The organism is uncultured Proteiniphilum sp., assembly GCF_937873925.1.
GTDB lineage: Bacteria > Bacteroidota > Bacteroidia > Bacteroidales > Dysgonomonadaceae > Proteiniphilum.
The window spans coordinates 1-25,783 of sequence record NZ_CALNAT010000122.1 but is presented as its reverse complement, the minus strand read 5'-3'; the positions used below and the strand labels follow the sequence as shown (position 1 = coordinate 25,783).

Genomic DNA, 25,783 nt, shown 5'->3' with positions numbered 1-25,783 from the left:
ATGAAAATATCACTAACAAAGAAGTAAATAGCAAATCTTTATTGAGTTAGCAATATTTTCTTGATAGATTTTTATTATCTAATATTTTATTTTTCAATGATATAGATATTTATTTATCTTTTTTCTATATAAAAATGTAAATTTTTGTAAGGTGATTTCAGGTTTCTTTCATATCTTTGTAAAAAATAAAGTACTGTTTCTGGAGCAGAAATAGGTATTTTTAACCATTCAGCGTCTCTATTATTTCTTTTTTCAAAATAGCTCAATCGAACACAGAAATTATTTTATAATTAGCTTTGTCTATGACCGAATTGTCCAAGGATGAAAGATAGATCCGTGTTATATTTTCGGACGAATGCCCCATACCCGCACTGATAACCGATAAAGGGATATTACTGTCACGCGCTGTTGTTGCCCAGGTATGACGGGGTATATACGACGAGAGGGAAACACCATCCTTGAGCATACCCGACAACCTTTTAAGTTGCTTGTTGTAATAATTCAAAGCGTTCTGATATTCGCGGTACGCCTGTTTTTCATCGGCACTCGTAATAATGGGCAAAACATATGGATCCTTGGCCTTTTCTTCGTAGCGGTCTATAATTTCCTGTAAACAGGGCTCCATTTTAATACTTAGCCGTATGCCTGTTTTTCTGCGGATATAAGTCACACCCCCATGTTGTATATCGCACTTTTGCAAATAGGCCATATCCACGAACGCCATCCCCCGCAAATAGAGGCTGAAAAGAAAAAGATCGCGGGCATAGGCTAAAGCCGGCTTTTCTGTCAGGTCCAGTTTTTTCAACTGTTTGATGACATGTTTGTCCACCGCCCGTTTACGAGTCGTATCTATGCCCGTATACACTTTCCTGAAAGGATTCCCGGCCGGAGCCAATCCGTCGGACACAGCCGAATTGTAGACCGCACGCAGGATACGCATATAAAATGAGCTGCTGTTCCGTTTTATTTTACGCTGACGAAGCCATTGTTCATATTCGCCTATAAGTATTTCGGTACATGCCGGAAATGGTAAGTATTGCCTGTTCAGGAATGCTGCAAAACTACGATATGCCCGCTGGTAATTGAGTTCCGTGCCATGTGCTTTTTCTTCTTCTAATTTAAATATACGTTTTTCCATATATAAGAAGAAATCTTCTTCGGCGGGTGCAAGCGCCCGGAACGCAAAAGCGATATCGGCTGTAGCATAAGGAACGCCGGCTGCCTCTTTCCGGGAAATGATGCCATGAAGAACAGCCAGATCGGCATTTATTGTCCTTTGCGCGGCCAACAGAAAAGAGGCTTTTTCCCCGTTAGCACAAATACGTGCGCTAGGTGCATCCCACTCATGGGGATACAGTTTTACAGAAGAAGTCAGTTGTACTTGCTGTCTGCGGTGAATAACCTGGTAATAAATCGACCCCGCTTTACCTGCAACGGTCGACATTCTTAATTTTACGCGAATTGTTGACATAGTATGTATTATTTTTAATGCAAAAAATTTACAAGCAACAATCGTACAAAACCTTTATGGGAAGATTACAAAGGGATATTTTCTACTGAAGAAGCAAAAGAGATGACAACAGGACACAATAGATGGCCAGAAGAATAAAAGGAGATGATATAGGAGATCGTAATGATATAATAATAGTATTTTTCATCAGGCGTCCTTATCATTTCGCATGACGGAATGTCGGACATACCTGTAACTGGATAGGGGGTGCCACTAGGAAGGGAAGCGGCTTGGAGGCAAGAGAAGATCACATGGGGCGAATGTGCTTACACCCCACCTCAAATTGATCCTGATCCGGATTTAAAACAGTTTACCGGAAAATAAAAATAAAAAGATTGCCGGCAGGAATCCGGCAAGGGGAAGAAGACAAATCTTCCGTTCGTCATTCTTCCTCTTTGTTCTCTTTCTTTGGAGCGGGCGCTCCCTTTTTCGGGGAAAGCATGATAGACATACGTTTACCCTCCATGATGGGCATGTATTCCACTTTGGCATACTCTTCCAGGTCATTGGCAAAACGCAGTAACAATACTTCACCCTGCTCTTTGAACAGGATGGAACGCCCCTTGAAAAATACAAATGCCTTCACTTTTGAGCCTTCGCTCAGGAAATTCATGGCGTGTTTCAGTTTAAAAGTATAGTCGTGATCATCGGTCTGCGGCCCGAAACGGATCTCTTTCACCGTCACCTTTACCGATTTCGCCTTCTGTTCTTTTAATTTTTTCTTTTGCTGGTATACAAATTTCTGGTAATCTATCACCCTGCAGACAGGAGGTTTCGCCGCAGGGGCTATTTCCACAAGGTCTAACTCCTGCTCTTCGGCAATTTTCAAAGCTTCCCTCGTAGGATAGATACCTTCCTTCACATTTTCGCCTACCAACCGGACTTCCGGTACCCGGATACGTTCATTGATCCGATGCTGCTCTTTTGAGTCTTTTCTCATTCAGAAACTTTTAATGTTTTCTCTTTTTTATTGTTGACGATCTCTAATTATATTCTGTTATTTAATTTATAAATCCTACTTTCCGGGATTCATCATCTCTTCCACTTCCCGGGAGATTTCTTCGGCAAATGTACACAATTTTACCGAACCTTTATCTTCCCCACCCTGTTTTCTTACCGAAACTTCTTCATTTTCTATCTCTTTCTCGCCTACGATCAGCAGGTAAGGGATACGCTTCAACTCATTATCACGGATCTTACGCCCCACCTTCTCGTTGCGGTCGTCCACCTCGGCACGGATATCGAATTTCTTCAATTCTCGCACCACATCAAAGGCATACTCGTTGAATTTCTCGCTGACAGGAAGCACCACCGCCTGGGTAGGCGCCAGCCACAGCGGGAATTTACCCGCGGTATGTTCGATCAGCACCGCCACAAAACGTTCCATCGATCCGAAGGGAGCCCTATGGATCATCACGGGACGATGCTTCTGGTTGTCGGCACCGGTATATTCCAACCCGAACCGTTCGGGCAGATTGTAATCCACCTGAATGGTTCCTAACTGCCAACGACGGCCCAAGGCGTCTTTCACCATAAAATCGAGTTTGGGCCCGTAGAATGCAGCCTCACCCAATACCACCTTCGCCCTCAGCCCTTTCTCCGTACAGGCCTCTACGATAGCCCGTTCCGCTTTCTCCCAATTTTCATCGGAACCGATATATTTTTCCTTATCGTCGGGATCACGGAGGGATATCTGCGCTTCGAAATCTTCAAAATCCAATGCATTAAAGATGATGAAGATGATGTCCATCACTTTCAGGAATTCATCCTTCACCTGGTCGGGTGTACAGAAGATATGCGCATCGTCCTGCGTGAAGCCCCGAACGCGGGTCAACCCGTGAAGCTCCCCGCTCTGTTCATAGCGATACACGGTTCCAAATTCTGCCAGCCGTAGCGGCAAGTCTTTATAGGAACGGGGGAAAGCTTTATATATCTCGCAGTGATGGGGACAATTCATCGGTTTCAGCAGGAATTCCTCGCCTTCTTCAGGTGTTTTGATCGGCTGGAACGAATCCTTTCCGTACTTGGCATAATGCCCCGAGGTCACATAGAGCTGCTTATGCCCGATATGCGGCGTGATCACCTGTTCGTAATCGAACTCGCGCTGTATCTTCTTCAGAAAATCCTCTAAGCGGAGGCGCAATTGCGTACCTTTCGGCAACCACAAGGGAAGCCCCGCCCCCACTGTCTGGGAGAAATGGAATAGCTGGAGCTCCTTGCCGATCTTCCGGTGATCCCGCTTTTTGGCCTCTTCCAGCATCACCAGATATTCATCCAGCATCTTCTTCTTCGGGAACGTGATCCCATAAAGCCGTGTCAACTGGGGACGCTTCTCGTCGCCGCGCCAGTAAGCGCCTGCAGCCGACAACACCTTTACTGCCTTTATATAGGATGTATTGGGAAGGTGGGGGCCACGGCACAGGTCGGTAAAACTCCCCTGGGTATAGGTAGTGATGGTACCGTCTTCCAGTTCATTGATTAACTCTACTTTATAATTCTCATTCCGCCCGGAAAACATGTGGACGGCGTCGGTCTTGGAGATGCTCTTCCGCACTATATCTTCCCTAGCGGCGATCAATTCCATCATTTTCTTTTCAATGACGGGGAAATCGGCCTCTTTGATGGTCACTCCTTCACCCGGATCCACATCGTAATAAAATCCATTCTCAATGGCCGGCCCAATACCGAATTTTATGCCCGGATAGAGCTCTTGTAACGCTTCAGCCATCAGGTGGGCCGATGAGTGCCAGTAGGCGTGTTTGCCCTCTTCATCTTCCCATTTCAATAACCGGACAGATGCGTCATTTTCTATGGGCCTTGTCAGATCCCATGTTACACCGTCTACGCTCGCAGCAAGGACTTCCTGCGCCAATCGTGGACTGATACTATTCGCAATCTCTATTCCTGTGACCCCTTTCTCATATTCCCTTACGGATCCATCGGGAAATGTAATTTTTATCATATTTGTGCTCATAATCAATTTTAAGAGTGCAAAAATAGTGATTTTGTGCTATGTAAAGAAAAAAAAGGACACAGGATTGATTATTTCTCTTTCGCGGGCTGTTCTACGGGTTTTGCTTCGACCACTTCTAATTTCACTTTCTCGAACGCCGACTGCAATTTTTCCGGATCGGTACGGTCGGTCCGGTACTTGACCTGCACCGTGTTTCCGTCTTCACCATAGGTAATGCCGGTCACACCTTTTTCGAACGCTATATTATTATCGATCTTCCTTTTGCAATTCGGGCAGATCACTTCGTTCAGCGTAAATTCGACCACCTCCTGTTTCTTCTCTTTCTTTTGCTGTTTCTGGGCGAAACCAATGCCTGTGGATAAGGCAATCACTGTGAATAAGGCAATTATCTTCTTCATTTTATTTTGTTTTAATAGTTTGTATTTATAATCATTTTCCCGCCTAACCACCTCATCATATCAATCAATATCTCGGTATATTATACCGCAGGCCGGCATAGATCTTCCTACCGTGTACAGGCCCCCACACCATGGTGGCATCGAAATCTCCGCTGCGGGGATTGGCCGCATAGATGATCGGATTCTCCTGACGAAAATCAAACAGGTTTTCCGTCCCCAAATATACAGAGAAATTCCGGAAGAACTTGGTTATTTGTCCGTTTACAATGGTGAAAGGATCAAAACGTTCGTTCCACAGCGGGTTGCCCGTATGAGGTGTAGGCATGCGCCCGCCCCCGTTGAACTGGCCGGTCAGGTCGAACTGCCATTTCCTCAACGGTGTTTGGTAGGAAGCGGTGATCAACCCTTTATAGTCGTTCATCAGCGGTTTGGAGAGAAAACGGGTGTCTCCCGTGAGCAAATTCCTGTAGTCCGACATAGACCGCGTGTAGCGGTAGGCCGCCGTAAATGTGAAGCCGGTAAAAAAAGGATAACTTGCCTCAATCTGCGCACTGTTGGAATAGGATCTCCCGCCGTCCAGATTGTAAAAACTGATAGCATGCGGATCGCTGTCCACATCCACTACCACCTGTTGGTTGAAACGGGTATGGTAATACTCCCCCGTCAGGGTTATTTCCTTGTCGCCGGCAGGGATGTATAGCGTGGCGTTCACGCCGGCATTCCAGGCCTCTTCCTGATGGAGATTATCGGCGATATTGATCTCACGCGAACTTGCCAGCAGGTAATTATTTTCGGCAAGGATATTGGCTGTGCGGAATCCCTTCCCGATGGAAGCACGAAAGTGCATCCATTCCACGGGGTTGTACTTCAGATGCAGGCGCGGAGTCACAAAGAAGCCGTAGAGGCTGCTGTAATCGGCCCGGATACCCCCTAAAGCAATAAACTTGTCGTTGAAGTTGAATGTGTATTGGGCATAAGCGCCGGAGACAGTCTCTTCCCTATCGTAGGGCGTTGTGCGCAATATTTCATCAAACCCGTCGTAGTTGAGGCTCAATCCCGTGCTGAGATTGTGCATGTGGGAGAAATCCTTCTCGTACAGCAGGCTCATATAGAGGTTCTTCTGCTTCACGTCATACACTGTCTTATCGTAGAGCGACTTCTGGTCGTGCACCGACCCCGATACGATCAACGCTACACTCTCGGCCAGTTCGTCGGCGCTAAAAACATAGGCCTGCTTGGTATAAAACTCCCCGCGGTCCGTATTTAACGTGATCCGGTACGGATCGTCGAATGAATGGTGCGACAGGTCTTGTCCGCCTTCACGTTTTTCGTGAATGTACTTGAATCCGTACTGGGCTACATATTTTCCGGCTTCATGGTTCCAGCGGTTCATCAAATTGAATTGCCGCATTTTGGGATAATCCAGAAAACCATCCTCGTTGCGGTCATGTGGATGCCGGTCGTTCGAATAGTGGGCAAAAAGAGCGGTCGTAAGGTTTTCATTGAGGTGGATGCCTGCATCTGCGTTGGCCTCCATCCGCAGGGCATCGCTTCCGAAGAGGTTCAGCGAGAACTTATCCATCGTCTGCGGCTTACTGTACTCCACATTGATTTGTCCGGCAAGCGCTTCGTAACCGTTCTTCACCGATGAAGTGCCTTTGGAGACATAAATACCTTCCATCCATGCGCCGGGGATATAGTCCATCCCGAATGGCGAAGCCACGCCGCGGAAATTGGGATAATTCTCCGTAAGCATCTGCACATAAGTGCCGGCCAATCCGAGGAGTTTTATCTGTTTGGCGCCGGTAGCCGCATCGCTGTAAGCCACATCCACGGACGGATTGGTCTCGAAGCTTTCCCCCAGGTTACAGCATGCCGCACGGTGGATCTCTCCCAATGTGATTTTCTGCGTTTGCGCCACGGCCGACCGTTGCGATACCGTCCCGGGTGTTCGCCTGCTGATAACCAGTTCGTCAAGCTGTTGCGTATCCTCTTTCAGATACACTTTCAACTCATCCTTGGCATCGTGGATATGCAGGCGCTGCGGTTCATATCCGGTATATGTGATAATAAGAGGCTGGTGATCACCAGGTATATCAATTTCAAAGTATCCATTGATGTCCGAAGTAACCCCTTTGTTTGATTTTTCCCAATAGATATTCGCACCGATCACGGGTTCATTCTGCCCGTCAAATATATAACCGCGGATTTTATCGGATGCCGTCAGGGGAAAGGTGATGGCGGATATAAATAAATATAATATAATCTTTTGCATTTGTGATATAATTCAGTGAACCATACAAGATTTGCATGCATTAAAGCATGCATTCCTCCTACTTTTCCTTCGTAGAGAGAGCAGAGAAAAAGCTATTCACTAAATTATAAGGGTAGTCAGCAAAGAAAAGTAATCCTCTTTGCTAAGGTCGGGAGGTTTTTGCGTTTGTCTGTTCCCGCAGGGTGTCGGGGAGAGGTGCTCCCCGATGGCTATATCCCGTCCGGTACAGGAAAAGAGGGTATTATTCAGATCGATAACCGTCGGCTGCAGTTGGGTCTGGCTCCCCTGAAATGATTGCCAGTCGAATTTAATCCTGTATACACCACATTCACCGTGAAATTCACGGACGAATTGGATACACACATGGTCTTCATTATGGGGAACGGCGCAACCGTCATGGCCAGGGTGGTGTATTTCGCAACATTCGTGCTCCATAACCGCGGCTGACCCTTCCGTACGGCAATCGTCGCAGCAGTAGAAATAGGTATTCACTCCCGATCCGCCGTAAACAATGAGGGCAGAGAGGAATATCCCAAAAAATACGGAGACACTTCGTTGCATGACTTCGCAAAGATAGGGAACTTATTCGATAAGCGATATACAGAAGACAAAGTTATTATACTGTTACTGCATCCGCTTAATGATACTGTATGATTGTACGATACCCAATTCTCCGGCTTTACGAAGATCGTCGAGCCCTTCGTGGGTCTCACCGATGGAGAGTCGTGCTATTCCCCTGTTGAAATAAGCCTCGGCAAATTGAGGCTCGAGTTCGACTGCTTTCGTGTAATCGGCGATAGCAGCACGGTAATCTTTTTCGAGACTATAGATCTCCGCACGATTGTAATAGGCATACATAAACCCGGGATTCAGGCGGATGATTTTTTCATACTCCCTCAGGATATCTTCATACTCAATCGATTTGGTGGATATCTCCGGCAGTCTCGGCTTACCGGCTATACTGCTGCCGGGCGTGGGAAGGTCAATCCCGGTATTTCTGTCCATCATCAGCGGGTCAGCCTGCAGGCGGTCATACTCAATCTGTTTGGAACGGATGACAGCCCGCGCAAAATGGGCCACCAGCAGGTCGGGATTCAGTTCGATAGCGCTTTTCATATCCTTCAGCGCATTTTCATAATCCTGCACAAGCATAAAATCCATTCCCCTCCCGAAATAGAGTGATGCATTGGCGGGCTCCCTGTCGATTTTCGCGGAATAGTTATCAATGGAGCGGAAATGGGTTTGCACCTGAAATTCATTCAGCGGCGCCTCCCTGTTCGTCATTTTCAGCATCCAGGAGAGGCCAAGCCCTTTATTCGCCTGATCCATCGTTTCGGAATAATATACCGGTCGGCGTACTTCAAAATCGCGCTCGTAATAGGTCAGCACGAACAGCGGTTCCGGCTCGACCGGGACGCTTATATTCTGTACTCTACCCCTGCTCTGGCGCTGGTATTTTGTTTTCTCCGATTCCCCTTTATCGGCCACCACCAAGAGATTGAACTTTTCAATATCGCGGTCGGCCTGCTCGCGGGTATCTTTGCTGTCCGGGGTTTCCCGCGCCTGTTTGAATGGTTCGGGATTAGCCGTAGCCACCTTGCGGGCTTTCGACTCTTCGGCCCGCGCCAGCATATAATCTTGTTCGGCCCCGCGCAGGTCATTCAGTTCGCGCTTCAGTTGCGAACGCATATAATAGCCGGTAAAGAAATCGGGATGCTCTTCCAATACCACATTCAGATCGCTCAAGGCGCTGGCCTTGTCCCCTGTTTCGTTGTGCAGCATCGCCCTGTTCAGGTAGGCGATAGTATTATCCGGATCCATTTCTATCACCTTGTCGAAATCGCGTATGGCCCTGTTGTTATCGGCTACCTGCGCACGCAACAACCCCCGGTTGAAACGGGCAATAAGGTTATTCTCGTCCATTTCGATCACCCTGTCGTAATCGGCCATTGAACCCCGGAGATCACCCAGGTGATATTTTACCAGTCCCCGGTTGATGTAATTCCCTTCGAAATAGGGATCTAACCTGATCGCCTCATCCAGGTCGGCAAGTGAGTTATTATAATCTCCCTGCTGAAAATAGAGCAATCCCCGGGCCGAAAAAGTCTGGGCGGTATAAGGATCTTTCTCTATCGCCCTATTCAGGTCAGCCATCGCTTTCGTGGTATCCTCCAACTCGATATACATCTGGGAGCGGGCAAGATATCCGGGGGTATAATCGGGAAAACGCCGCAGCAGCACATCAAAGAACTTCTCTGCAATATCATATTGCTTCAACTCGATATTCACGATACCCATATTGACCAATGTAAGCCTGTCTTCCGGAAAGAACTCCAGGCTTCGCTGATAATCAGTGGCGGCCTCCTCATATTTATCCTGATTCTGCCGGGCGGCACCACGAAGCTGGTATGCAGCCGTATAATAGGGATTACGTACCAGGCAGTCGCTAGCATCTTCTTCCGCTCCTTTGAAATCGTCGAGCATGAATTTAGCTACCGCCCTGAAATAGTAGGGATCTGCCAGATAGGGTTTGGCGGTGATCACCTGGTTGAAATACTGTATCGCCAGCACGTAATCTTCAAAATACAATGCATTCTTCCCGATCATCATCACACGGTCGGTGTTGACCTGTGCCAATGCGGGGAGCGATGCAAGTAAAATAAAGGCTGCAATGATCGTCTTCTTCATCTTTAATCCTTTCAATATGCGAATATATGGATTTTTTTGTATTTTTTCTCCCGATTCGCCTATTATGAGTGTTTCTTTTCCGATTCGTTTAACGGGAAATATCCGATTTTTACGGCATACTCTCTATAATCCGGCTTCCGCTATCCGTTTCCCGTATCGACAGCTTTACGGTATTCTGCGGTAATATCCGTTCCACCAGTTCCGGCCATTCGATAAAACAGATATGCCTGCTGTAGAGATAATCCTCATAACCGAAATCGAACACCTCTTCGAGTTTATGGATACGGTAAAAATCAAAATGGTAGATCGGTTTCCCGTCACCTCCCCTGTATTCGTTGATAATGGCAAAGGTGGGACTGGCGACGGTCTCGGTCACTCCGAGCTCTTTACATACTGCCTTGATAAAAGTAGTCTTTCCGGCTCCCATCGCCCCGTAAAAAGCGAAGACGTTGCGGTCGCCCATCTGATCGATGAATTCCCGCGCCGCCGGTTGAAGTGCCTCTAAGTCTTCTATTTCGATTTGCATACCTATGTGATGTGATGATTAGTCAATGTGCCAATGTGCCAATAGGACAATGAGACTGATGTGACAATTTTATTGATTTCATAATTTGACGACGTCGATTGTTAATTCATAATTTGACGATTTTGAATTTTGAAATATCATATCCCAAATCTTGAATTTTGAATTTTGAATCTTGAATCTTGAATCTTGAATTTATTTCGCCGTAAGCGTTACCACAGGGACCAGCATCTCCTCCATGGAGACACCTCCGTGCTGAAAAGTATCTTCATAATAGGACTGATAGTGATTGTAGTTGTTCGGATAAACAAAAAAATCGTCATTCAGTGCAAAGATATAGCGCGTACTCATATTGGGAGCCGGTAATCCGACATTTTCGGGGCGGACGATGTCGAACAAGCCTTTGGGATCATAACCCAGATTCTTACCCAATTTATAGCGAAGGTTTACACCGGTTTCCCTGTCGCCGATCACTTTCACGCCATTTTTCACGCGTATGGAACCATGATCGGTGGTAAGCACAACCCTATAGCCTCTCTCTGCTATTTTTCCCAGTAATGCCGGTAAGGGAGAATGCAGGAACCACGATCTGGTCAGTGAACGATAAGCGGACTCATCGGCCGCAAGTTCCCTGATCATCCTCGACTCTGTACGCGTATGGGAGAGGAGATCGATAAAATTAAATACCAGCAGGTTCAGGTCGTATTTTTGCAGTTCCGGAAACCGGGCGACTAACCTTTCTCCTTCCTGATTCCTGTTGATCTTATGATAGGAAAAGCAGCAGCTTCTCCCCTGCCGCTCCAAATGGGCCTTAAGGAACGACTCTTCATGCAGGTTCTTTCCTTCATCCTCAGATTCATCCACCCAAAGACCGGGGAACATCTCCGACAACTGTTTCGGCATCAGCCCCGAAAAGAGGGAGTTTCTCGCATAGGGCGTAGCTGTGGGCAGGATTGAATAATAAATATCTTCCCTACAGGTAAAGAATTCGCCGGCAATATCTTTCACGATCTGCCACTGGTCGAACCGGAAATTATCGATCAGAATGAAAAAGAGCTTCTCCCCCTTGTCGACGGCCGGGAATACAAATCGTTCAAACAGGTCGGGGCTCATCACAGGACGCCCGGTACCCTCTATGATCCACTTTTCATAGTTCTTCCGGATAAATTTCGAGAAGAGGTGATTCGCTTCGGCTTTTTGCGTCGCCAGTATCTCACGCATCGGGTTCTGTGTCTGGTCCAGCTTCAGCTCCCAAAATACCAGTTTCTTATAAACGGATATCCAATCGTCAGCCGTACGGCAATCCTCTATCTCCGCGATCAAAGGGTTGAACAGATCCCGGTATTCCCGGGTGACGGCCTCCGTCATGCGTTCATCCTGCTCAAGGATCTTCTTGATACTCATCAGCACCTGATTGGGATTAACCGGTTTAATAAGGTAATCGGTTATTTTCTTCCCGATAGCCTGGTTCATAATACCTTCATCCTCGCTCTTGGTAACCATTACCACGGGTATTTCGGGATAGGATGAATGGAGTTCGGCGAGGGTTTCCAGGCCCGACAGGCCGGGCATCTGCTCATCCAGAAAAACAATATCGAACCGCTGCGAACGGCATAATTCAATTGCTTCCCGGCCGTTATTGACACACTGCGTCCCATACCCTTTCTCCTCCAGAAAAAGAATGTACGGTTTCAGAAGATCTATCTCATCATCCACCCAGAGCAGCCGTCCTTTGACCATCCGTTTGAGTCCTTTTATCCACTTGTTATCAGAAATCGAACAAATGTATCTATTTCCGACGTATCTCACAATTTTTTTACTTTTTTTGGGGACTCCGTACCGGGTAACGAAAATTTTACAGATTTTCCCTCCGGTTATCTATAAAAAAAGGTTATATTTGCAGTTACACCAACTATTTCGTTAAGTTAAATGAGCAAAGGATAATGCTTATCCTGTACCATAGGGGGAACTATTTCGATAAGCAATAAAAAATTAAAACAGTTTAAAGATGAAATCGAATATAAATATAAAAATCTAAATTAATCCCGATGCAAACAACAAAACTATCAATTATTGTCCTGTTCGTCCTTTTGGCAACAGGTTGTGCACAACAATCCGGTAAAATTTTCAACGGTAAAGATCTGTCAAACTGGAATTTTGTCGTCGAAAACAATGCGGTTCCGGGAGACCAGGTATTCGCGGTTGAAGAGGGAGTGATCGCAGTGAAAGGCGAACCGCTCGGTTATATGTACACAAAGGATAAATACCGTGATTTTACCCTCGAACTGGAATACCGGTGGCCGGAAGAAGAGAGCAACAGCGGCGTTTTCATTCTGATAGAAGATCCTGCGAATCCGTTCCCCAAAGGGATAGAATGCCAGTTGATGACCGGACGGGCAGGAGATTTCGTGTTGCTGAACGGTTCGGATCTGAACGAATATACGTTGCCCGCGGGGGTTACGGAGCGTCCGAAATTTCCCGTCATCGACAAACTGCACCCTTCGAGTGAGAAACCCGCCGGAGAATGGAACAAAATGCGGATCACAATGATAGACGGTGCTGTTTCGGTTTTTGTCAACGATGTGTTGCAAAATGAAGCTACCAGCAAGATAAAAGAAGGACATATAGGCCTCCAGAGCGAAGGCAAAGAGGTGCAGTTCCGGAACCTGGTACTGCGGGAGGCATAGCAACAACGACAAACAGGGAAAGCGGGTAAAAGAGGAGTAAAGCAACCATATAATCATTATTATGAAGGTATCAGGCGCAACACAACAATTTATCGACCTGGAAGAGGAATACGGGGCACACAACTACCATCCCCTACCGGTGGTGCTGTCCCGCGGGAAGGGATGTTATGTCTGGGACGTGGACGGAAAAAGATATTTCGATTTCCTGTCGGCCTACTCTGCGGTGAACCAGGGGCACTGCCACCCTAAGATCGTTGGGGCGCTGAAAGAGCAGGCCGAGAAGCTTTGCCTTACTTCACGCGCTTTTCACAACGATACGTTGGGGCCCTACGAAAAATTTATCCACCACTATTTTGGATATGATAAGGTGCTGCCGATGAACAGCGGCGCCGAAGCGGTGGAAACAGCGCTGAAACTGGCCCGGAAATGGGGTTATCTTAAAAAGGGAATCCCCGAAAACGAAGCGCTTATTGTGGCGTGTGAAGGCAATTTCCACGGAAGGACCATCTCTATTGTCTCCGTTTCTACCGATCCCGATGCCCGTGCCGATTACGGGCCCTACACCCCCGGCTTCGAGGTCATTCCCTACAACGATCCGGAAGCTCTTGCCTCCCTTCTGGAAGAGAAAGCGGATTCAATTGCAGGATTCCTGGTCGAACCTATTCAGGGGGAAGCGGGCGTAAACGTGCCGGACGACGGGTATCTGAAGAACTGTTACGAACTCTGTAAAGAACACCATGTGCTCTTCATTGCCGATGAAGTGCAGACAGGCATCGCCCGCACCGGCAGGAAACTCTGCTGCGACCATGAAGATGTCCGTCCCGATATTGTGATCCTCGGAAAGGCCATCTCGGGCGGCGTACTCCCCGTATCGGCAGTCCTGGCCGACGATGCGATCATGCTCACCGTCAGACCCGGGCAGCACGGATCCACTTTCGGCGGATTCCCTCTGGCCTGCAAGGTGGCAACCGCTGCACTGGAAGTAGTGAAAGAGGAAAAACTGGCAGAAAAAGCCGAATATCTGGGCCGGGTATTCCGGGAAGAGATAAAGAAAATAGAAAGCCCTTTCATCAGGCAGATAAGGGGCAAGGGATTGCTTAATGCTGTTGTGGTCGGGCCTTACAATGGTAAGCATGCGTGGGATGTTTGCCTGAAGATGGCCGAAAACGGTCTGCTGGCAAAACCGACCCATGATCACATTATCCGTTTTGCACCGCCCTTAGTGATCACGGAAGAGGAATTGAAAGAAGCGATCGAGATCATCAAAGAATCGATCAAATCATTGGAATCTGTTCAACCGATAATTCAATAGTAATTCAAATTTATTTCGTAAATTCAGGGGTTGTGAACAAGTTTTGCCTCTGTTCATTTATCGAAAACATCCAGTGTAAGTGAATAACATGCGAAGCACGGATAACAAATGATTGCATCCATTATCTTGGTCCTAATAATCTGATTTTATGCAAACAACATCAAAGATACTCATGGTTCGCCCCTTCAGGTTTGCTTTCAATGAGGAGACGGCGCAGAACAACTATTTTCAGCAGCCGGCGGCGCCGGGTCCGGTGGCTGTCAAAGCGCTTGAAGAGTTCGACGCTTTCGTGACTCAACTCCGAGGTAAAGATGTAGACGTGTTGGTTGTCCAGGACACACCTGCCCCATGGACTCCCGATTCCGTTTTCCCCAATAACTGGTTTTCGTCGCATCTCTCCGGTGAATTGGTGCTTTATCCAATGTTCGCCGAAAACCGCCGGCTGGAAAGAAAACCGGAAGTACTGGACTTGCTGACCCGGAAAATCGATCACCGCAAAGTGATCGATCTCACCCATTGGGAAAAAGAGGGTGAGTTCCTGGAAGGGACAGGAAGCATGGTGCTCGACCGCGATAAACGGATTGCGTACTGTTGCCGTTCACCCCGCACTTCGGAGAAAGTGCTGGCGGACTTTTGTTCACGATTGAATTATGACGCAGTGGTGTTCAACGCGACCGACAAAAAGGGGAACCTCATCTACCACACCAATGTGATGATGGCAGTGGGCACCCAGGTGGCCATTGTCTGCCTTGAGTCGGTCACAGATAAGGATGAAAGGCGGAAGGTGGTTTCCAGACTGACCTCCGCAGGAAAGGTTATTGTCGATATCTCTTTGGAGCAGGTAGCCCGTTTCGCGGGAAATATGCTCGAAGTAAAGAGCAGGAACGGCCACCCCATCATGGTGATGTCCACGTCCGCCCGTAATGCCCTGACTACCGTACAGGAGACCGTCATTTCCACGTACAACACCATCCTGGCCGCCCCGCTATCAACCATCGAGGCAAACGGAGGAGGATCGGCGCGTTGCATGCTGGCGGAGATTTTTTATTAAATTGTTGTCATTTACATTTTTTTTATTTCCTTTGCAAAAGGAACGTTTTCGTTAAGCTAAATGAGCAGAGAACAAGTTTGCTTGGACTATGCCATACGAGATAACGACTAACCTCAGTGAACTTTTTCAACCCAATTAATCAAAAAACTATGTCATTCAGATCAGAACTAAAAGAATTCTTAATGCGCGGCAGCGTGGTAGACATGGCCGTGGGTATCGTGATCGGTGCCGCTTTCGGGAAGATAGTCACCTCTTTCGTAAACGACATCCTTATGCCACCGCTCGCTTTAATCTCAGATCAGGGACAATTCGGAGACCTGAAACTTGTGTTAAGACAGGCGGTAATGGAAGGAGCGGAAGTGGTTAAGCCTGCTGTTACCTGGAATTACGGCGCTTTCATTCAGACGGTCGTTGATTTCCTGATCATCGGTACAGCCATTTTTATGGTAATCAAGGCAATAAATTCTCTGAAACGGAAAAAAGAGGAAGTTCCCGCACCCCCTCCGGAATCGACCAAGGAAGAAACACTGCTTACGGAGATCCGCGATTTGCTGAAAAACAAGTAAGATCTACGAGAGAGTTGTCCTGTTGTCCGGAGTGAGCAGATCAAAACAAATTGCCCAAAACGGTGATCCAGTAACACCCCCGGAATACGGTAACCGGTAATTTACAGAAAAATCACTATATTTCCGGGAGGTATTTCCAGTACCGTTTCGGCATATATTGGCGTTGCAGTTTAAGGTTGATACGCTCTTTAATGGTGATGCTCTGAAAGTACTCTTTCCACATTTTCTGAAAAAAGGCCTCTTCGTCCGAGAGTTTTCCAGTATCAAGTCTGTCTGATTTCAGCTCCGCAAGATCTTCCTGTGCGAAAGAAATTTCCTGCACCCTACGCGTATCGTAGTACAGACCGGTATTGCGCATGGTATCGTAAATGATCCAGGGCTGACCGGCATAACGTGACCTGAAATGCGGGGCGATCAGTGAAAGCACATTATAACGCGGTGAAACCGGGGCGAACCAGATGCCGTCTGCCGTCTCCTGAAAACGTATGAACTGGATCAGCTTCCGGGCATCGGTGCCTACTTTCTGCGCGATATCCTTGATGCGGAGCACATCGTCATCTCCGAAATTCATCTCTATCCCCTGCGGATGATCGATATTCTTACGGATATACCGGAACAGCAGCATGGCTGTTTCCGGTAACTCCGATAACCAGACACTCAACACCATGTTCTGTGCGAATTTCGACAGTTTTTTTTCCAATGCTTTCCACACGCGGATCGATTTTTCCTTTTCGGCGATCACGTAATACCGTTCATCCGCAAATAAAGGCTTTGGATCGGATTCCGAAAGGATCAGTTCGGGAAATTTCTTCTGCTCATATGCGAAAAAGACGCATGAGAGTAATCCGTCGAGGGTCTTATCATACACAAAAACGATCATCTTATTATTTTCCCCTTCCTCCATTCCATTATCTCTTCCTGGATTTCAAGATTTAAAATTTCAGATTCAAGATTCCCAGTCAACCTCATCAATCTAGTCACCATTCCACCGCACCACTTACTCTCCCCACTCGATTGCATACTGCAAGAGTTCCGCCGTGGCTTTCTTCTGCTTTTGCGACACCTGACGGCGGACATATTGCGGCGTAAGTTCGTTCACGGTTTGCATAGGCAATTCGCGGCACACAATAAAATACTGCGCACGCTTCATTACCACACCTATCTTCTTAAGTTGCGCTGAGTTCAATCTGCCATAGTGCCGCGAGGTAACAATCAGTCCGGCCGATTTCACACCGATACCCGGCACGCGGAGGATCATTTCGTAAGGTGCCGTATTCACATCGACCGGGAAGAATTCCGGATGGCGCAGCGCCCATCCCATCTTCGGATCGATATCCAGATCCAGGTCCGGATGTAAGTCATCCACCAATTCGCCGGCCTTGAAATCGTAGAACCGCATCAGCCAATCGGCCTGGTACAGCCGGTTCTCGCGCACCAGCGGGGGCTTGGCCAGCACGGGCAGGCGGCTGTCGCCGGTGTTTACGGGAATATAACCCGAATAATAGACCCGTTTGAAAGAAGGTCGTTTGTATAATGCCGAAGCCAGCGAGAGGATCTGTTTATCATTGTCGGGGGTAGCGCCGATGATCACCTGGGTGCTCTGTCCTGCAGGTACGAATTTAGGTGCCGAGCGGAATTTTTTGCGGTCTTCAGCGCTTTCAAGCATTCCCTGCTGGATAAACCGCATGGGCGCGAACACGCTGGGATAATCCTTTTCGGGTGCAAGCAACTTCAGGTTCTGTTCCGACGGGATTTCGAGATTCACGCTCATGCGGTCGGCCAATACCCCGGCCTGGGCGATCAACTCGTTACTTGCACCGGGGATGGTTTTCATATGGATGTATCCGTTGAAGCGATACACCTCGCGCAATAGTTTCACCACACGCACCATGCGCTCCATCGTATAGTCGGGATTACGTATCACGCCCGAACTGAGAAATAGTCCTTCGATATAATTACGGCGATAAAATTCAACGGTCAGCTCCGCGAGTTCTTCCGCTGTGAAAGCCGTGCGCTTCACGTCGTTACTGCGGCGATTGCCGCAATAGGCGCAATCGTAGATGCAATGGTTGGTAAGCAGTATCTTAAACAATGAAATACAACGTCCGTCAGGAGTAAAGCTGTGGCAAATACCCCACCCTGCCGCCGTACCGATCCCTCCCTGCACGTTGTTACGCGAGGTACCGCTCGATGCGCAGGATACGTCGTACTTGGCGGCATCGGCAAGAATTTTCAGTTTTTCGAGCGTCTTTTCGTTCATACAATGGATAGTTCAACAGATTGCAACCTGCCGTACAATTTCCACAAAGAAAAGAAATAGTCATCAGATTCACGAATTTAAAATCTTAAAAAATACAGCATTGTCGATAAGTCCTCAACACATTGATTTTCAATTAAAATAAACATACTATAAAAATATTTCATTATTTTTGTAACCCATCCGGCAAAGCTGCAGTCCTATGGATGTAAACAAATTATTTATTCACTTTTAAAATGTATCAGTTATGTGGGGAGATTTAATACCGGTGCTTGGAATTATCTGCACCATAGGGTTACCGGTTATCGCCGGATGGATATTGGGATTACAATGGATCAAAAGCCGCAATGCCGAACGAATGGGCCTCATTAATCAGGGAATTATCCCGCCTGACAGCCCCAAAAAGAAATCAGATCCCAACCGGTTGGTATCGCTAAGGAACGGGATCGTACTGATCTCGCTGGGGATCGGGATCATCGTGGGATTTCTCTGTTCGGAACACCTGGCTATCGGTATGGGTAGAGGTTTCTGGGTGACCGGGGCGAGTGTGGTCTTTTTCCTCGGAGTGGGCTATCTGGTCTATTTCCTGGTGGTACAAAGAATGCCGGACAGCCGGCTAAAGGAAGAAGCCGGACAGGAATAACCGCTTGCGATGAACGAGAATCAACGTGTGCAACAGGTGCTTTCGGGCAATACTTCCGCGTTCGCATATTTTGTCGAGACCTATCAGGACATGGCGATCACTATCGCTCACCGGATCTGCGGCAATATGCAGGATGCGGAAGATGTCGTGCAGGAAAGCTATGTAAAGGCATACAGGAATCTTCACAGTTTCCGCTCGGAGAGTAAATTCTCTACATGGCTCTACCGTATTGTCTATAATACGGCTGTCACCCAGACAAAAACGCAGATGTGGGGGGACAGCAGGGAGGCACAGATGGATGGCGCGCTCTTGCCGGTTGAAAACAGCCTGCAGATCGGTATGGAAGAAACGGAGCGCCGGGAGATGGTGACGGATATTATACAGAGAATGCCAAAAGGAGATGCGCTACTGCTCACTTTATATTATATGGAAGAGAATCCGGTCAAAGAGATCGCCAAAATTACCGGATTGAATGATTCCAATGTAAAAGTGAAATTGTTCAGGGCAAGGAAAATATTTAAAGAACTGTGGATAAAACACTACAGGGAAGAACTATTATTCATGGAGGAGTCATGATAGAAGAAAAGAAATATACACAAAAAGAAGAGGATTTTATCCGGGATATGATGCAAACCGCGAAAACGAAAGCCCCGGAAAATCTAAAATATCGCATTATGCAACAGATAGAGACGGAAAAAACGCTTATTCCGATAAAAGTGAACAGCCGGAAGGAATCCGGCAATATACTGAAGGAATTCGGTTCGATTTTCGGCACGATGTACGCCGTGCTGGCCGTGATGATTGCTGCGACCTATTTCCTGTTCGGCCAGGCATACCTGCTTTCCCCCCAGTTTTTGGGTACAGCACTCTTGGTCGCTTCCGTTTTCAGTCTGTTGTGGCTGATTTCGCGCCTCGATCCCCATCTGCGAAAAAAGAAAGAAGCGCAAAAAGGATAACCAGGCTTGTAGTCTCCTTACTCCTTCATTAAGGTTTCGCGTGCTTTTTCCAGCATTTCGGGTGATTCGGCAGGCGGATAATGCAGGTCAAGCGACTTGAACAGTTCCAGGATGATATCGCCCACCGCTACGCGGGCAAAGAATTTCTTATCGGCCGGGATCACATACCATGGGGCATGCGGCTTGGAGGTCTTCTCCAGCATCTCCTCATACGCTTTTTCGTAATCATCCCACTGCGAGCGGGCATACAGATCGGCCGAACTGAATTTCCAATTCTTATCCGGCTCGTCGATACGCGAGATAAACCGTTCTTTCTGTTCCTCTTTGCATACGTTCAGAAAGAATTTAAGGATCCGCATACCGTTCCGGTAAAGATGTTTCTCAATGGCGTTGATATCTTCGTAGCGGCTATCCCAAAATTGCCGGTCCATATTTTCCACTGAACCGTATCCCGGAATACGCTCGTTGAGGATCCACTGCGGATTCACTTTTGTCGCCAGTACGTTTTCATAATGCGAACGGTTGAAGATCTCTATCATACCGCGCTGGGGCAACGCAATATAATGACGCCAGAAATAGTCGTGCTCCAGTTCGTTTTTGGCGGGTGTTTTAAAACTGTGTACCCTGCATCCCTGCGGGTTGATGCCCGACATCACGTGACGGATGACACCGTCTTTCCCGGCGGCATCCCGCGCCTGCAAAATGATAAGCAACGAATACCGGTCATCGGCATAGAACCTCTCCTGGTATTTTTTCAATTCTTTGATGTTCTCTTTGATCTCCTCTTTCGCGGTCTTTTTGGTATAACCTCCGTCTTCGCAGGTAGGGAAATCTTTCAGGCTGACTTTCGCTCCCTCTTTTATTTTCAGGCTTGAATAATCGTAATTCATTGCATTTTCATTTTACAGGACTACCGGTTATAGATTCCTTATCCAGATGTTCCGGAATGAAACAGCCGTTCCATGATCCTGAAGCATCAGAGGAAGTCGTCCATGGGCATTGTATTCAGGCAATCCGATGTAGGGGGTGTGCCCTTTCAGTATATAATTGTTCTGCACAAGAATACCGTTTAACACAACGGTGATTATTGCAGGTGACTCAGGTTCTCCCCCTGTACCGAATTTGGGGGCTTTCCAATAAATATCATATACCTGCCATTCCCCGTTTTTTGTATAGGCATTGACTGACGGAGCTACCTGTTTATATATGCTGCCTACCATTCCGTTCACATAGGTATCGTTATTATCCGCATCCAATACCTGTACTTCATAACGGCTCATGAGAAAGATTCCGCTATTCCCGCGGTCTTGCCCCTTGTAATTTTCAGGAGCCGGAGATTTAAACTCAATATGCAACTGGCAGTCACCAAAATGTTCTTTGGTCATAATACTTCCTGTGCCGGGTTTGACGGATAAAACGCCATCCGTGACACTCCATCCGGGTTTTTCTCCTTTTTCATTTACCCATTTGGAAAGATCTTTCCCATCAAATAATATGATCGCATCGGAAGGGGCGGAGCCGGGTGTTTTACCCGGAGTAACTTTCGCCGGTACGGGATAATACCATTCGGTCTGTGCAGGTGTCCATTGCGTAAACGCATAGAATGAATAAACAAAACAAATCGTCAAGAACAGGTTCTTTTTCATTATAAGACTATTTTTATATTTATGGGTTTGTAAATACACAATATCTTATTTATTCGGTAGTCCTCACCTTCATAAATCTTCGGCCGCTCCTTCAATTCGGAGCTAACAGTCTGTCATACCGTTCATTGTCGCGGATGATCTTCAGCCCTTCCATGAAGATATCGTTTTCTTCATTGATGATGCGAAAAAATGCCGATGAATCATATAGGTCGCGGGCGATCAATGCTTTTAGTTGTTCAAATATCAACGGGCGGGAAGAGGCGAATTGTTCTTCATCCCAGGCGATCTTCTCTTCGGCAGCAAGTTTCTTCAATCTGGGAATTATCGCCTCCGTTACCAGATAACCCGCCTTGAACCTATTGATATCCGGATATTTTTGCAGCAATTCCTGGCGGTGGTTATCCACTTCGGATATGGCCACTTTGTAGATCACATTCATACCGTTCAATCTGGCGTGCAGCACAGTACCCTTTGTCGTATCGACCGGCACGAAATAATCGGGCATAATGCCTCCGCCGCCATATACCGTACGTTTGTTCACCAGGGTGGTATATTTCAAAGAGTCGGGGAAATGAATACTGTCGGCCTGGAACAGTTCGCCATGGTTGTAACGATTCACAAAATCCTGGTTGTATGCATCCTGATCTCCAGTCTCATACGGTTTCTGGATACTCCTGCCGGTAGGGGTATAATACCTTGCCACGGTCAGGCGGATCATGGTGCCATCGGGAAGCGGCAACTGGCGTTGCACCAACCCTTTCCCAAACGTCCTTCTCCCTACGATCACTCCTCTGTCCCAGTCCTGCACAGCCCCCGCGAGGATCTCGCTTGCGGATGCCGAAGCTTCGTTGACCAGTATCACCAACTTTCCGCCTTTCAGTTCATCTCCACCTGTAGCGTTCATTGTGTAACGGGGCTGGTTTTTTCCTTCCGTATAGACGATCAGCTTATCGTCTCCCAAAAACTCATCCACTATATCGTTGGCTGTTTGCAGGATGCCTCCTCCGTTATCGGTCAGATCCAAGAGCAGGTGCTTCATACCCTGCGACCTCAACACCTGCTCCGCCTGCCGGAATTCGTCGCCCGAAGTAATACCGAACCGGCTCAGGCGGATATATCCTATATCCTCTGCCACCATGTAAGAAGCATCGATACTGGTGATAGGGATCCTGTCCCGGACAATCCTGAAAGGCATCAACTCCCCTACACCCCGCCGAAGTATTTTCACGTTCACCTCCGTTCCTTTGGGCCCGCGAAGCATGGAGACGATATGCTGGTTGTTCTTCTCCACCCCGGCGATCAGCGTATCGTTCACGTAGATGATTTTATCTCCCGGCATAATACCCACTTTCTGCGACGGGCCCCCGGAAATGACCTCCATTACATAGAGCGTATCGGTCAGCATATTGAACGAAATACCGATCCCTTCAAAATTTCCCTGTAACGGCTCATTCATGGCCTTCACTTCTTCTTTGTTGAGATAAGTGGAATGCGGATCCAGCTCTTTCAGCATGCCGCGTATGGCCGCTTCGGTCAGTCCCTCCGTATCTACGTCGTCTACATACAGGCCCTGAATAAGCTGAAGGGTTCGTTCTAACTTAACGCCTTCGGGGGACGGTCTGAATTGTGCATAGACACATCCGTTTAAAAACAAAGCACCTAAAACAACCGGTATTATTCTTTTTAGCATTTTTATTTTATTGTAAGTGTTAGCATTAACTTTCCGGGCTTTATTGCACTATATTTCCGTAGCCCGCAAAATGCAGACGAGTTTATCTTCTGCTTATTCAGCTTATCGGAAATATTTAGTAAGGCCGGGCTTTTCGGATTTCATCTGAGAATATCCATTCCTTTCGGGACAAAATCGCTTACGTCGTACCCGTAACGCAGCAATTCCCTCACATGGGAAGAACTGACATGGGTCAGGGCAGGTTCCGTAAATAGTACAAACGTTTCAATTCCCGAAATGGTTCGGTTCATGTCGGCTATCGTTTTCTCATATTCAAAATCGGTTACCGACCGGATACCCCGTAAGATATACTGTGCCCCTATTTTCTGTGCAAACTCTATGGTCAATGAATCGTAACTCTCCACACGCACACGCGGTTCATTCCGGTATAGTTCCCGGATCATCCTGAGCCGTTTATCCAGAGGGAAAAACGATCTTTTCCCATCATTGACCCCTATGGCGATCACCATCTCGTCCATCAGAGACAATCCTCTGCGCACCAACGACTCGTGACCGATAGTGAAAGGGTCGAATGTGCCGGGAAACAAGGCGATCCGCGATCCAGCAGGATAGGGTTGAGACATATTTATCAAGATTTGACGAAAATTCAAATTGGCATGTTGGCACATTGCCCCATTAAGCTACCTCATCTTCTTCAACAACCAGGTTATCAATGATAAATGACTGACGCTCCGGGGTATTCTTACCCATATAGAACTCCAGCAGCTCTTTCAGGAGATCCTCTTTTCGCATGGTCACCCTGTCGAGCCGGATATCCTCGCCGATAAAGTTGCGGAACTCGTCGGGCGATATCTCTCCCAACCCTTTGAAACGGGTTATTTCAGGATTAGGTCCCAGCTCTTCAACAGCGCTCAGCCGTTCCTCCTCCGTATAACAATAGAGTGTTTTCTTCTTGTTACGCACCCGGAAAAGGGGCGTCTGAAGAATATAGACATGCCCTTTTTTGATCAGGTCGGGAAAAAATTGCAGAAAGAAGGTCAGTAGTAGCAGGCGGATATGCATCCCATCGGTATCGGCATCGGTAGCAATGATCACTTTATTATACCGTAACCCGTCCATATTCTCTTCAATATTGAGCGCCGCTTGCAGGAGATTGAACTCCTCATTCTCATATACAATCTTCTTTGTCAGCCCAAAGCTGTTCAGGGGTTTTCCCCGCAGGCTGAACACTGCCTGCAGATTCGGGTCGCGGCTTTTGGTGATGGATCCGCTGGCCGAATCCCCCTCGGTGATGAAGATAGATGATTTCTCCCTGTCATCCCCTTTGGAATCGTTGTAATGGATACGGCAATCCCTCAGCTTTTTATTGTGCAGGTTGGCTTTTTTCGCTCGTTCGCGGGCCAGCTTGGTGACTCCCGCAATGGCTTTACGCTCCTTCTCCGAATCGAGGATCTTTTTCTGCAACGCTTCTACCGTATAGGTATTCTTATGCAGGTAGTTATCCAGTTCTTTTTTGAGAAAGTCGTTGATATGCTTGCTCACAGAAATACCGTTGGGCGTTATCTCTTTGGATCCGAGTTTGGTTTTTGTCTGCGATTCGAACACCGGCTCTTCCACTTTGATGCTGATGGCGGCCACCATGCCGTTACGGATGTCGGAATACTCAAAATTACGGTTGTAAAACTCTTTGATCACGCGCGCCGTTGCCTCGCGGAAAGCGGCAAGGTGTGTACCGCCCTGCGTGGTGTGCTGCCCGTTGACAAACGAGTAGTACTCTTCACCATACTGATTGGTGTGGGTGATCGCCACCTCTATATCCTCCCCAAAAAGATGGATGATAGGATAGAGTTCTTCCGATGTGAGGTTTTCGTTCAACAGGTCTTCCAATCCGTTCTTTGAAGTAAATTTCTTACCGTTGAAAACGATGGTCAACCCGATATTCAGGAAGACATAATTCTTCAGCAACGGCTCAATATGCTCGTCGCGGTAGTGATACTCTCCGAATATTTCCGCGTCGGGAGTAAACATGACATAGGTTCCGTTTGCACTCGCAGTCGGTACAATCTCTCCGTCGTTCGAGAGAACACCCTGCACGAATTCCACTCCCTTCATCCGTCCTTCACGGAAACATTCCATTGCAAAGGAAGAAGAGAGCGCGTTGACAGCTTTGATACCCACACCGTTCAACCCTACCGATTTTTTAAATGCTTTGGAGTCGTATTTGGCGCCGGTATTCATTTTGGAACACACATCCTTCACTTTTCCCAGCGGCACACCGCGGCCGTAGTCGCGTACTGTCACGCTCTCATTTTCGATGATCACTTCGATAGTCTTTCCATATCCCATCATGAACTCATCGATGGCGTTGTCCAGTACCTCCTTGAGCAGGACATAGATACCATCGTCGTATGAAGAACCGTCCCCCAACTTCCCGATATACATTCCGGGACGCCGGCGGATATGCTCCTGCCACTCCAGTGTGACGATATTCTCTTCCCTGTAATTATTATCAGCTATCTGTATTTCTTTTTCTGTTCCGTTCACCTCTGTTTTTCATTAAAATTAGTCGTTTTGAGTCGCCTTCGCTCCTCGATTTCCAATTCTCGC

Annotated in this window: 23 protein-coding genes; 7 read left to right on the top strand and 16 right to left on the bottom strand. The window is 47.4% G+C overall.

What is annotated here, in order from left to right:
* Positions 1-262: 262 nt before the first annotated feature.
* From Q0502_RS08030 to Q0502_RS07990, 9 genes are all read right to left on the bottom strand, one after another.
* Entirely contained in the window at positions 263-1,471 is a 1,209-nt protein-coding gene (locus Q0502_RS08030) for a site-specific integrase (protein WP_298649394.1), read from the bottom strand.
* A gap of 421 nt (positions 1,472-1,892) precedes the next feature.
* Positions 1,893-2,450, bottom strand: a complete 558-nt coding sequence (infC, locus tag Q0502_RS08025) for a translation initiation factor IF-3 (RefSeq protein ID WP_298649391.1) — start codon at positions 2,448-2,450, stop codon at positions 1,893-1,895.
* 75 nt (positions 2,451-2,525) lie between these two features.
* A complete protein-coding gene (gene thrS, locus Q0502_RS08020; RefSeq protein ID WP_298649388.1) occupies positions 2,526-4,472 on the bottom strand; it encodes a threonine--tRNA ligase in 1,947 nt (648 codons plus the stop codon).
* A gap of 80 nt (positions 4,473-4,552) precedes the next feature.
* On the bottom strand, positions 4,553-4,882 hold the full coding sequence (locus Q0502_RS08015) for a heavy-metal-associated domain-containing protein (protein WP_298649385.1): 330 nt from the start codon (positions 4,880-4,882) through the stop codon (positions 4,553-4,555).
* Between the two features lie 64 nt (positions 4,883-4,946).
* A complete protein-coding gene (locus Q0502_RS08010; protein WP_298649384.1) occupies positions 4,947-7,157 on the bottom strand; it encodes a TonB-dependent receptor in 2,211 nt (736 codons plus the stop codon).
* A gap of 99 nt (positions 7,158-7,256) precedes the next feature.
* The gene (locus Q0502_RS08005) at positions 7,257-7,718 is read right to left on the bottom strand and encodes a hypothetical protein (RefSeq protein WP_298649382.1); all 462 of its coding nucleotides are present in this window, start codon (positions 7,716-7,718) and stop codon (positions 7,257-7,259) included.
* A gap of 63 nt (positions 7,719-7,781) precedes the next feature.
* Positions 7,782-9,845 (bottom strand): tetratricopeptide repeat protein, encoded by a 2,064-nt coding sequence (locus tag Q0502_RS08000; RefSeq protein WP_298649379.1) that lies wholly within the window; start codon positions 9,843-9,845, stop codon positions 7,782-7,784.
* Between the two features lie 109 nt (positions 9,846-9,954).
* Positions 9,955-10,371 (bottom strand): tRNA (adenosine(37)-N6)-threonylcarbamoyltransferase complex ATPase subunit type 1 TsaE, encoded by a 417-nt coding sequence (gene tsaE, locus Q0502_RS07995; RefSeq protein ID WP_298649376.1) that lies wholly within the window; start codon positions 10,369-10,371, stop codon positions 9,955-9,957.
* Between the two features lie 192 nt (positions 10,372-10,563).
* Complete coding sequence (locus Q0502_RS07990; RefSeq protein ID WP_298649373.1) at positions 10,564-12,108, bottom strand: bifunctional response regulator/alkaline phosphatase family protein; 1,545 nt, start codon at positions 12,106-12,108, stop codon at positions 10,564-10,566.
* A 308-nt stretch (positions 12,109-12,416) separates the two neighbouring features.
* On the opposite strand from Q0502_RS07990, the gene Q0502_RS07985 reads away from it, so the two are divergent.
* From Q0502_RS07985 to mscL, 4 genes are all read left to right on the top strand, one after another.
* Positions 12,417-13,055 (top strand): DUF1080 domain-containing protein, encoded by a 639-nt coding sequence (locus Q0502_RS07985; RefSeq protein WP_298649370.1) that lies wholly within the window; start codon positions 12,417-12,419, stop codon positions 13,053-13,055.
* Between the two features lie 61 nt (positions 13,056-13,116).
* Entirely contained in the window at positions 13,117-14,367 is a 1,251-nt protein-coding gene (rocD, locus tag Q0502_RS07980) for an ornithine--oxo-acid transaminase (RefSeq protein WP_298649367.1), read from the top strand.
* A gap of 148 nt (positions 14,368-14,515) precedes the next feature.
* A complete protein-coding gene (ctlX, locus tag Q0502_RS07975; protein ID WP_298649365.1) occupies positions 14,516-15,418 on the top strand; it encodes a citrulline utilization hydrolase CtlX in 903 nt (300 codons plus the stop codon).
* Between the two features lie 149 nt (positions 15,419-15,567).
* Entirely contained in the window at positions 15,568-15,984 is a 417-nt protein-coding gene (gene mscL, locus Q0502_RS07970) for a large-conductance mechanosensitive channel protein MscL (RefSeq protein ID WP_298649363.1), read from the top strand.
* A gap of 115 nt (positions 15,985-16,099) precedes the next feature.
* Here the strand turns inward: mscL and Q0502_RS07965 are convergent, their stop codons facing one another.
* Positions 16,100-16,864, bottom strand: a complete 765-nt coding sequence (locus tag Q0502_RS07965; protein WP_298649397.1) for a TIGR03915 family putative DNA repair protein — start codon at positions 16,862-16,864, stop codon at positions 16,100-16,102.
* A gap of 117 nt (positions 16,865-16,981) precedes the next feature.
* Positions 16,982-18,244: a putative DNA modification/repair radical SAM protein gene (locus Q0502_RS07960; protein WP_298649361.1), complete on the bottom strand. Its 1,263-nt coding sequence runs from the start codon at positions 18,242-18,244 to the stop codon at positions 16,982-16,984.
* Positions 18,245-18,488: 244 nt separating this feature from the next.
* Here Q0502_RS07960 and Q0502_RS07955 point away from each other — a divergent pair, with 244 nt between their 5' ends.
* From Q0502_RS07955 to Q0502_RS07945, 3 genes are read left to right on the top strand one after another with little or no spacing between them, the layout of a single operon-like run.
* The gene (locus Q0502_RS07955; protein WP_298649359.1) at positions 18,489-18,884 is read left to right on the top strand and encodes a DUF6249 domain-containing protein; all 396 of its coding nucleotides are present in this window, start codon (positions 18,489-18,491) and stop codon (positions 18,882-18,884) included.
* 9 nt (positions 18,885-18,893) lie between these two features.
* A complete protein-coding gene (locus Q0502_RS07950; protein ID WP_298649356.1) occupies positions 18,894-19,460 on the top strand; it encodes a sigma-70 family RNA polymerase sigma factor in 567 nt (188 codons plus the stop codon).
* On the top strand, positions 19,412-19,840 hold the full coding sequence (locus Q0502_RS07945; protein ID WP_298649353.1) for a hypothetical protein: 429 nt from the start codon (positions 19,412-19,414) through the stop codon (positions 19,838-19,840). The genes Q0502_RS07950 and Q0502_RS07945 overlap by 49 nt, the downstream gene beginning before the upstream one ends.
* Before the next feature lie 17 nt (positions 19,841-19,857).
* Here Q0502_RS07945 and Q0502_RS07940 read toward each other — a convergent pair whose 3' ends face one another.
* The 5 genes from Q0502_RS07940 to Q0502_RS07920 form a co-directional block, all read right to left on the bottom strand.
* Positions 19,858-20,730 carry a polyphosphate kinase 2 family protein gene (locus Q0502_RS07940; RefSeq protein WP_298649351.1) on the bottom strand — a complete coding sequence of 291 codons (873 nt, stop codon included), beginning with the start codon at positions 20,728-20,730 and terminating at the stop codon, positions 19,858-19,860.
* Positions 20,731-20,757: 27 nt separating this feature from the next.
* Complete coding sequence (locus Q0502_RS07935) at positions 20,758-21,486, bottom strand: DUF1080 domain-containing protein (RefSeq protein WP_298649348.1); 729 nt, start codon at positions 21,484-21,486, stop codon at positions 20,758-20,760.
* A 91-nt stretch (positions 21,487-21,577) separates the two neighbouring features.
* The gene (locus tag Q0502_RS07930; RefSeq protein ID WP_298649346.1) at positions 21,578-23,176 is read right to left on the bottom strand and encodes a S41 family peptidase; all 1,599 of its coding nucleotides are present in this window, start codon (positions 23,174-23,176) and stop codon (positions 21,578-21,580) included.
* A gap of 140 nt (positions 23,177-23,316) precedes the next feature.
* Positions 23,317-23,799, bottom strand: a complete 483-nt coding sequence (gene coaD / locus Q0502_RS07925) for a pantetheine-phosphate adenylyltransferase (protein WP_298649343.1) — start codon at positions 23,797-23,799, stop codon at positions 23,317-23,319.
* 52 nt (positions 23,800-23,851) lie between these two features.
* Positions 23,852-25,720 carry a DNA topoisomerase IV subunit B gene (locus tag Q0502_RS07920; protein ID WP_298649341.1) on the bottom strand — a complete coding sequence of 623 codons (1,869 nt, stop codon included), beginning with the start codon at positions 25,718-25,720 and terminating at the stop codon, positions 23,852-23,854.
* Positions 25,721-25,783: the final 63 nt, after the last annotated feature.

Excerpts from the sequence above, each read along its gene's own strand:
- rocD (WP_298649367.1), top strand. The coding sequence starts at position 13,117 with ATGAAGGTATCAGGCGCAACACAACAATTTATCGACCTGGAAGAGGAA.
- thrS (WP_298649388.1), bottom strand. The coding sequence starts at position 4,472 with ATGATAAAAATTACATTTCCCGATGGATCCGTAAGGGAATATGAGAAA.
- infC (WP_298649391.1), bottom strand. The coding sequence starts at position 2,450 with ATGAGAAAAGACTCAAAAGAGCAGCATCGGATCAATGAACGTATCCGG.
- Q0502_RS08015 (WP_298649385.1), bottom strand. The coding sequence starts at position 4,882 with ATGAAGAAGATAATTGCCTTATTCACAGTGATTGCCTTATCCACAGGC.
- Q0502_RS08030 (WP_298649394.1), bottom strand. The coding sequence starts at position 1,471 with ATGTCAACAATTCGCGTAAAATTAAGAATGTCGACCGTTGCAGGTAAA.
- Q0502_RS07990 (WP_298649373.1), bottom strand. The coding sequence starts at position 12,108 with ATGGTCAAAGGACGGCTGCTCTGGGTGGATGATGAGATAGATCTTCTG.
- Q0502_RS08000 (WP_298649379.1), bottom strand. The coding sequence starts at position 9,845 with ATGAAGAAGACGATCATTGCAGCCTTTATTTTACTTGCATCGCTCCCC.
- ctlX (WP_298649365.1), top strand. The coding sequence starts at position 14,516 with ATGCAAACAACATCAAAGATACTCATGGTTCGCCCCTTCAGGTTTGCT.
- tsaE (WP_298649376.1), bottom strand. The coding sequence starts at position 10,371 with ATGCAAATCGAAATAGAAGACTTAGAGGCACTTCAACCGGCGGCGCGG.
- Q0502_RS07985 (WP_298649370.1), top strand. The coding sequence starts at position 12,417 with ATGCAAACAACAAAACTATCAATTATTGTCCTGTTCGTCCTTTTGGCA.
- Q0502_RS07965 (WP_298649397.1), bottom strand. The coding sequence starts at position 16,864 with ATGATCGTTTTTGTGTATGATAAGACCCTCGACGGATTACTCTCATGC.
- Q0502_RS07935 (WP_298649348.1), bottom strand. The coding sequence starts at position 21,486 with ATGAAAAAGAACCTGTTCTTGACGATTTGTTTTGTTTATTCATTCTAT.
- coaD (WP_298649343.1), bottom strand. The coding sequence starts at position 23,799 with ATGTCTCAACCCTATCCTGCTGGATCGCGGATCGCCTTGTTTCCCGGC.
- Q0502_RS07930 (WP_298649346.1), bottom strand. The coding sequence starts at position 23,176 with ATGCTAAAAAGAATAATACCGGTTGTTTTAGGTGCTTTGTTTTTAAAC.
- Q0502_RS07940 (WP_298649351.1), bottom strand. The coding sequence starts at position 20,730 with ATGAATTACGATTATTCAAGCCTGAAAATAAAAGAGGGAGCGAAAGTC.
- Q0502_RS08010 (WP_298649384.1), bottom strand. The coding sequence starts at position 7,157 with ATGCAAAAGATTATATTATATTTATTTATATCCGCCATCACCTTTCCC.
- Q0502_RS07960 (WP_298649361.1), bottom strand. The coding sequence starts at position 18,244 with ATGAACGAAAAGACGCTCGAAAAACTGAAAATTCTTGCCGATGCCGCC.
- Q0502_RS08005 (WP_298649382.1), bottom strand. The coding sequence starts at position 7,718 with ATGCAACGAAGTGTCTCCGTATTTTTTGGGATATTCCTCTCTGCCCTC.
- Q0502_RS07950 (WP_298649356.1), top strand. The coding sequence starts at position 18,894 with ATGAACGAGAATCAACGTGTGCAACAGGTGCTTTCGGGCAATACTTCC.
- mscL (WP_298649363.1), top strand. The coding sequence starts at position 15,568 with ATGTCATTCAGATCAGAACTAAAAGAATTCTTAATGCGCGGCAGCGTG.
- Q0502_RS07955 (WP_298649359.1), top strand. The coding sequence starts at position 18,489 with ATGTGGGGAGATTTAATACCGGTGCTTGGAATTATCTGCACCATAGGG.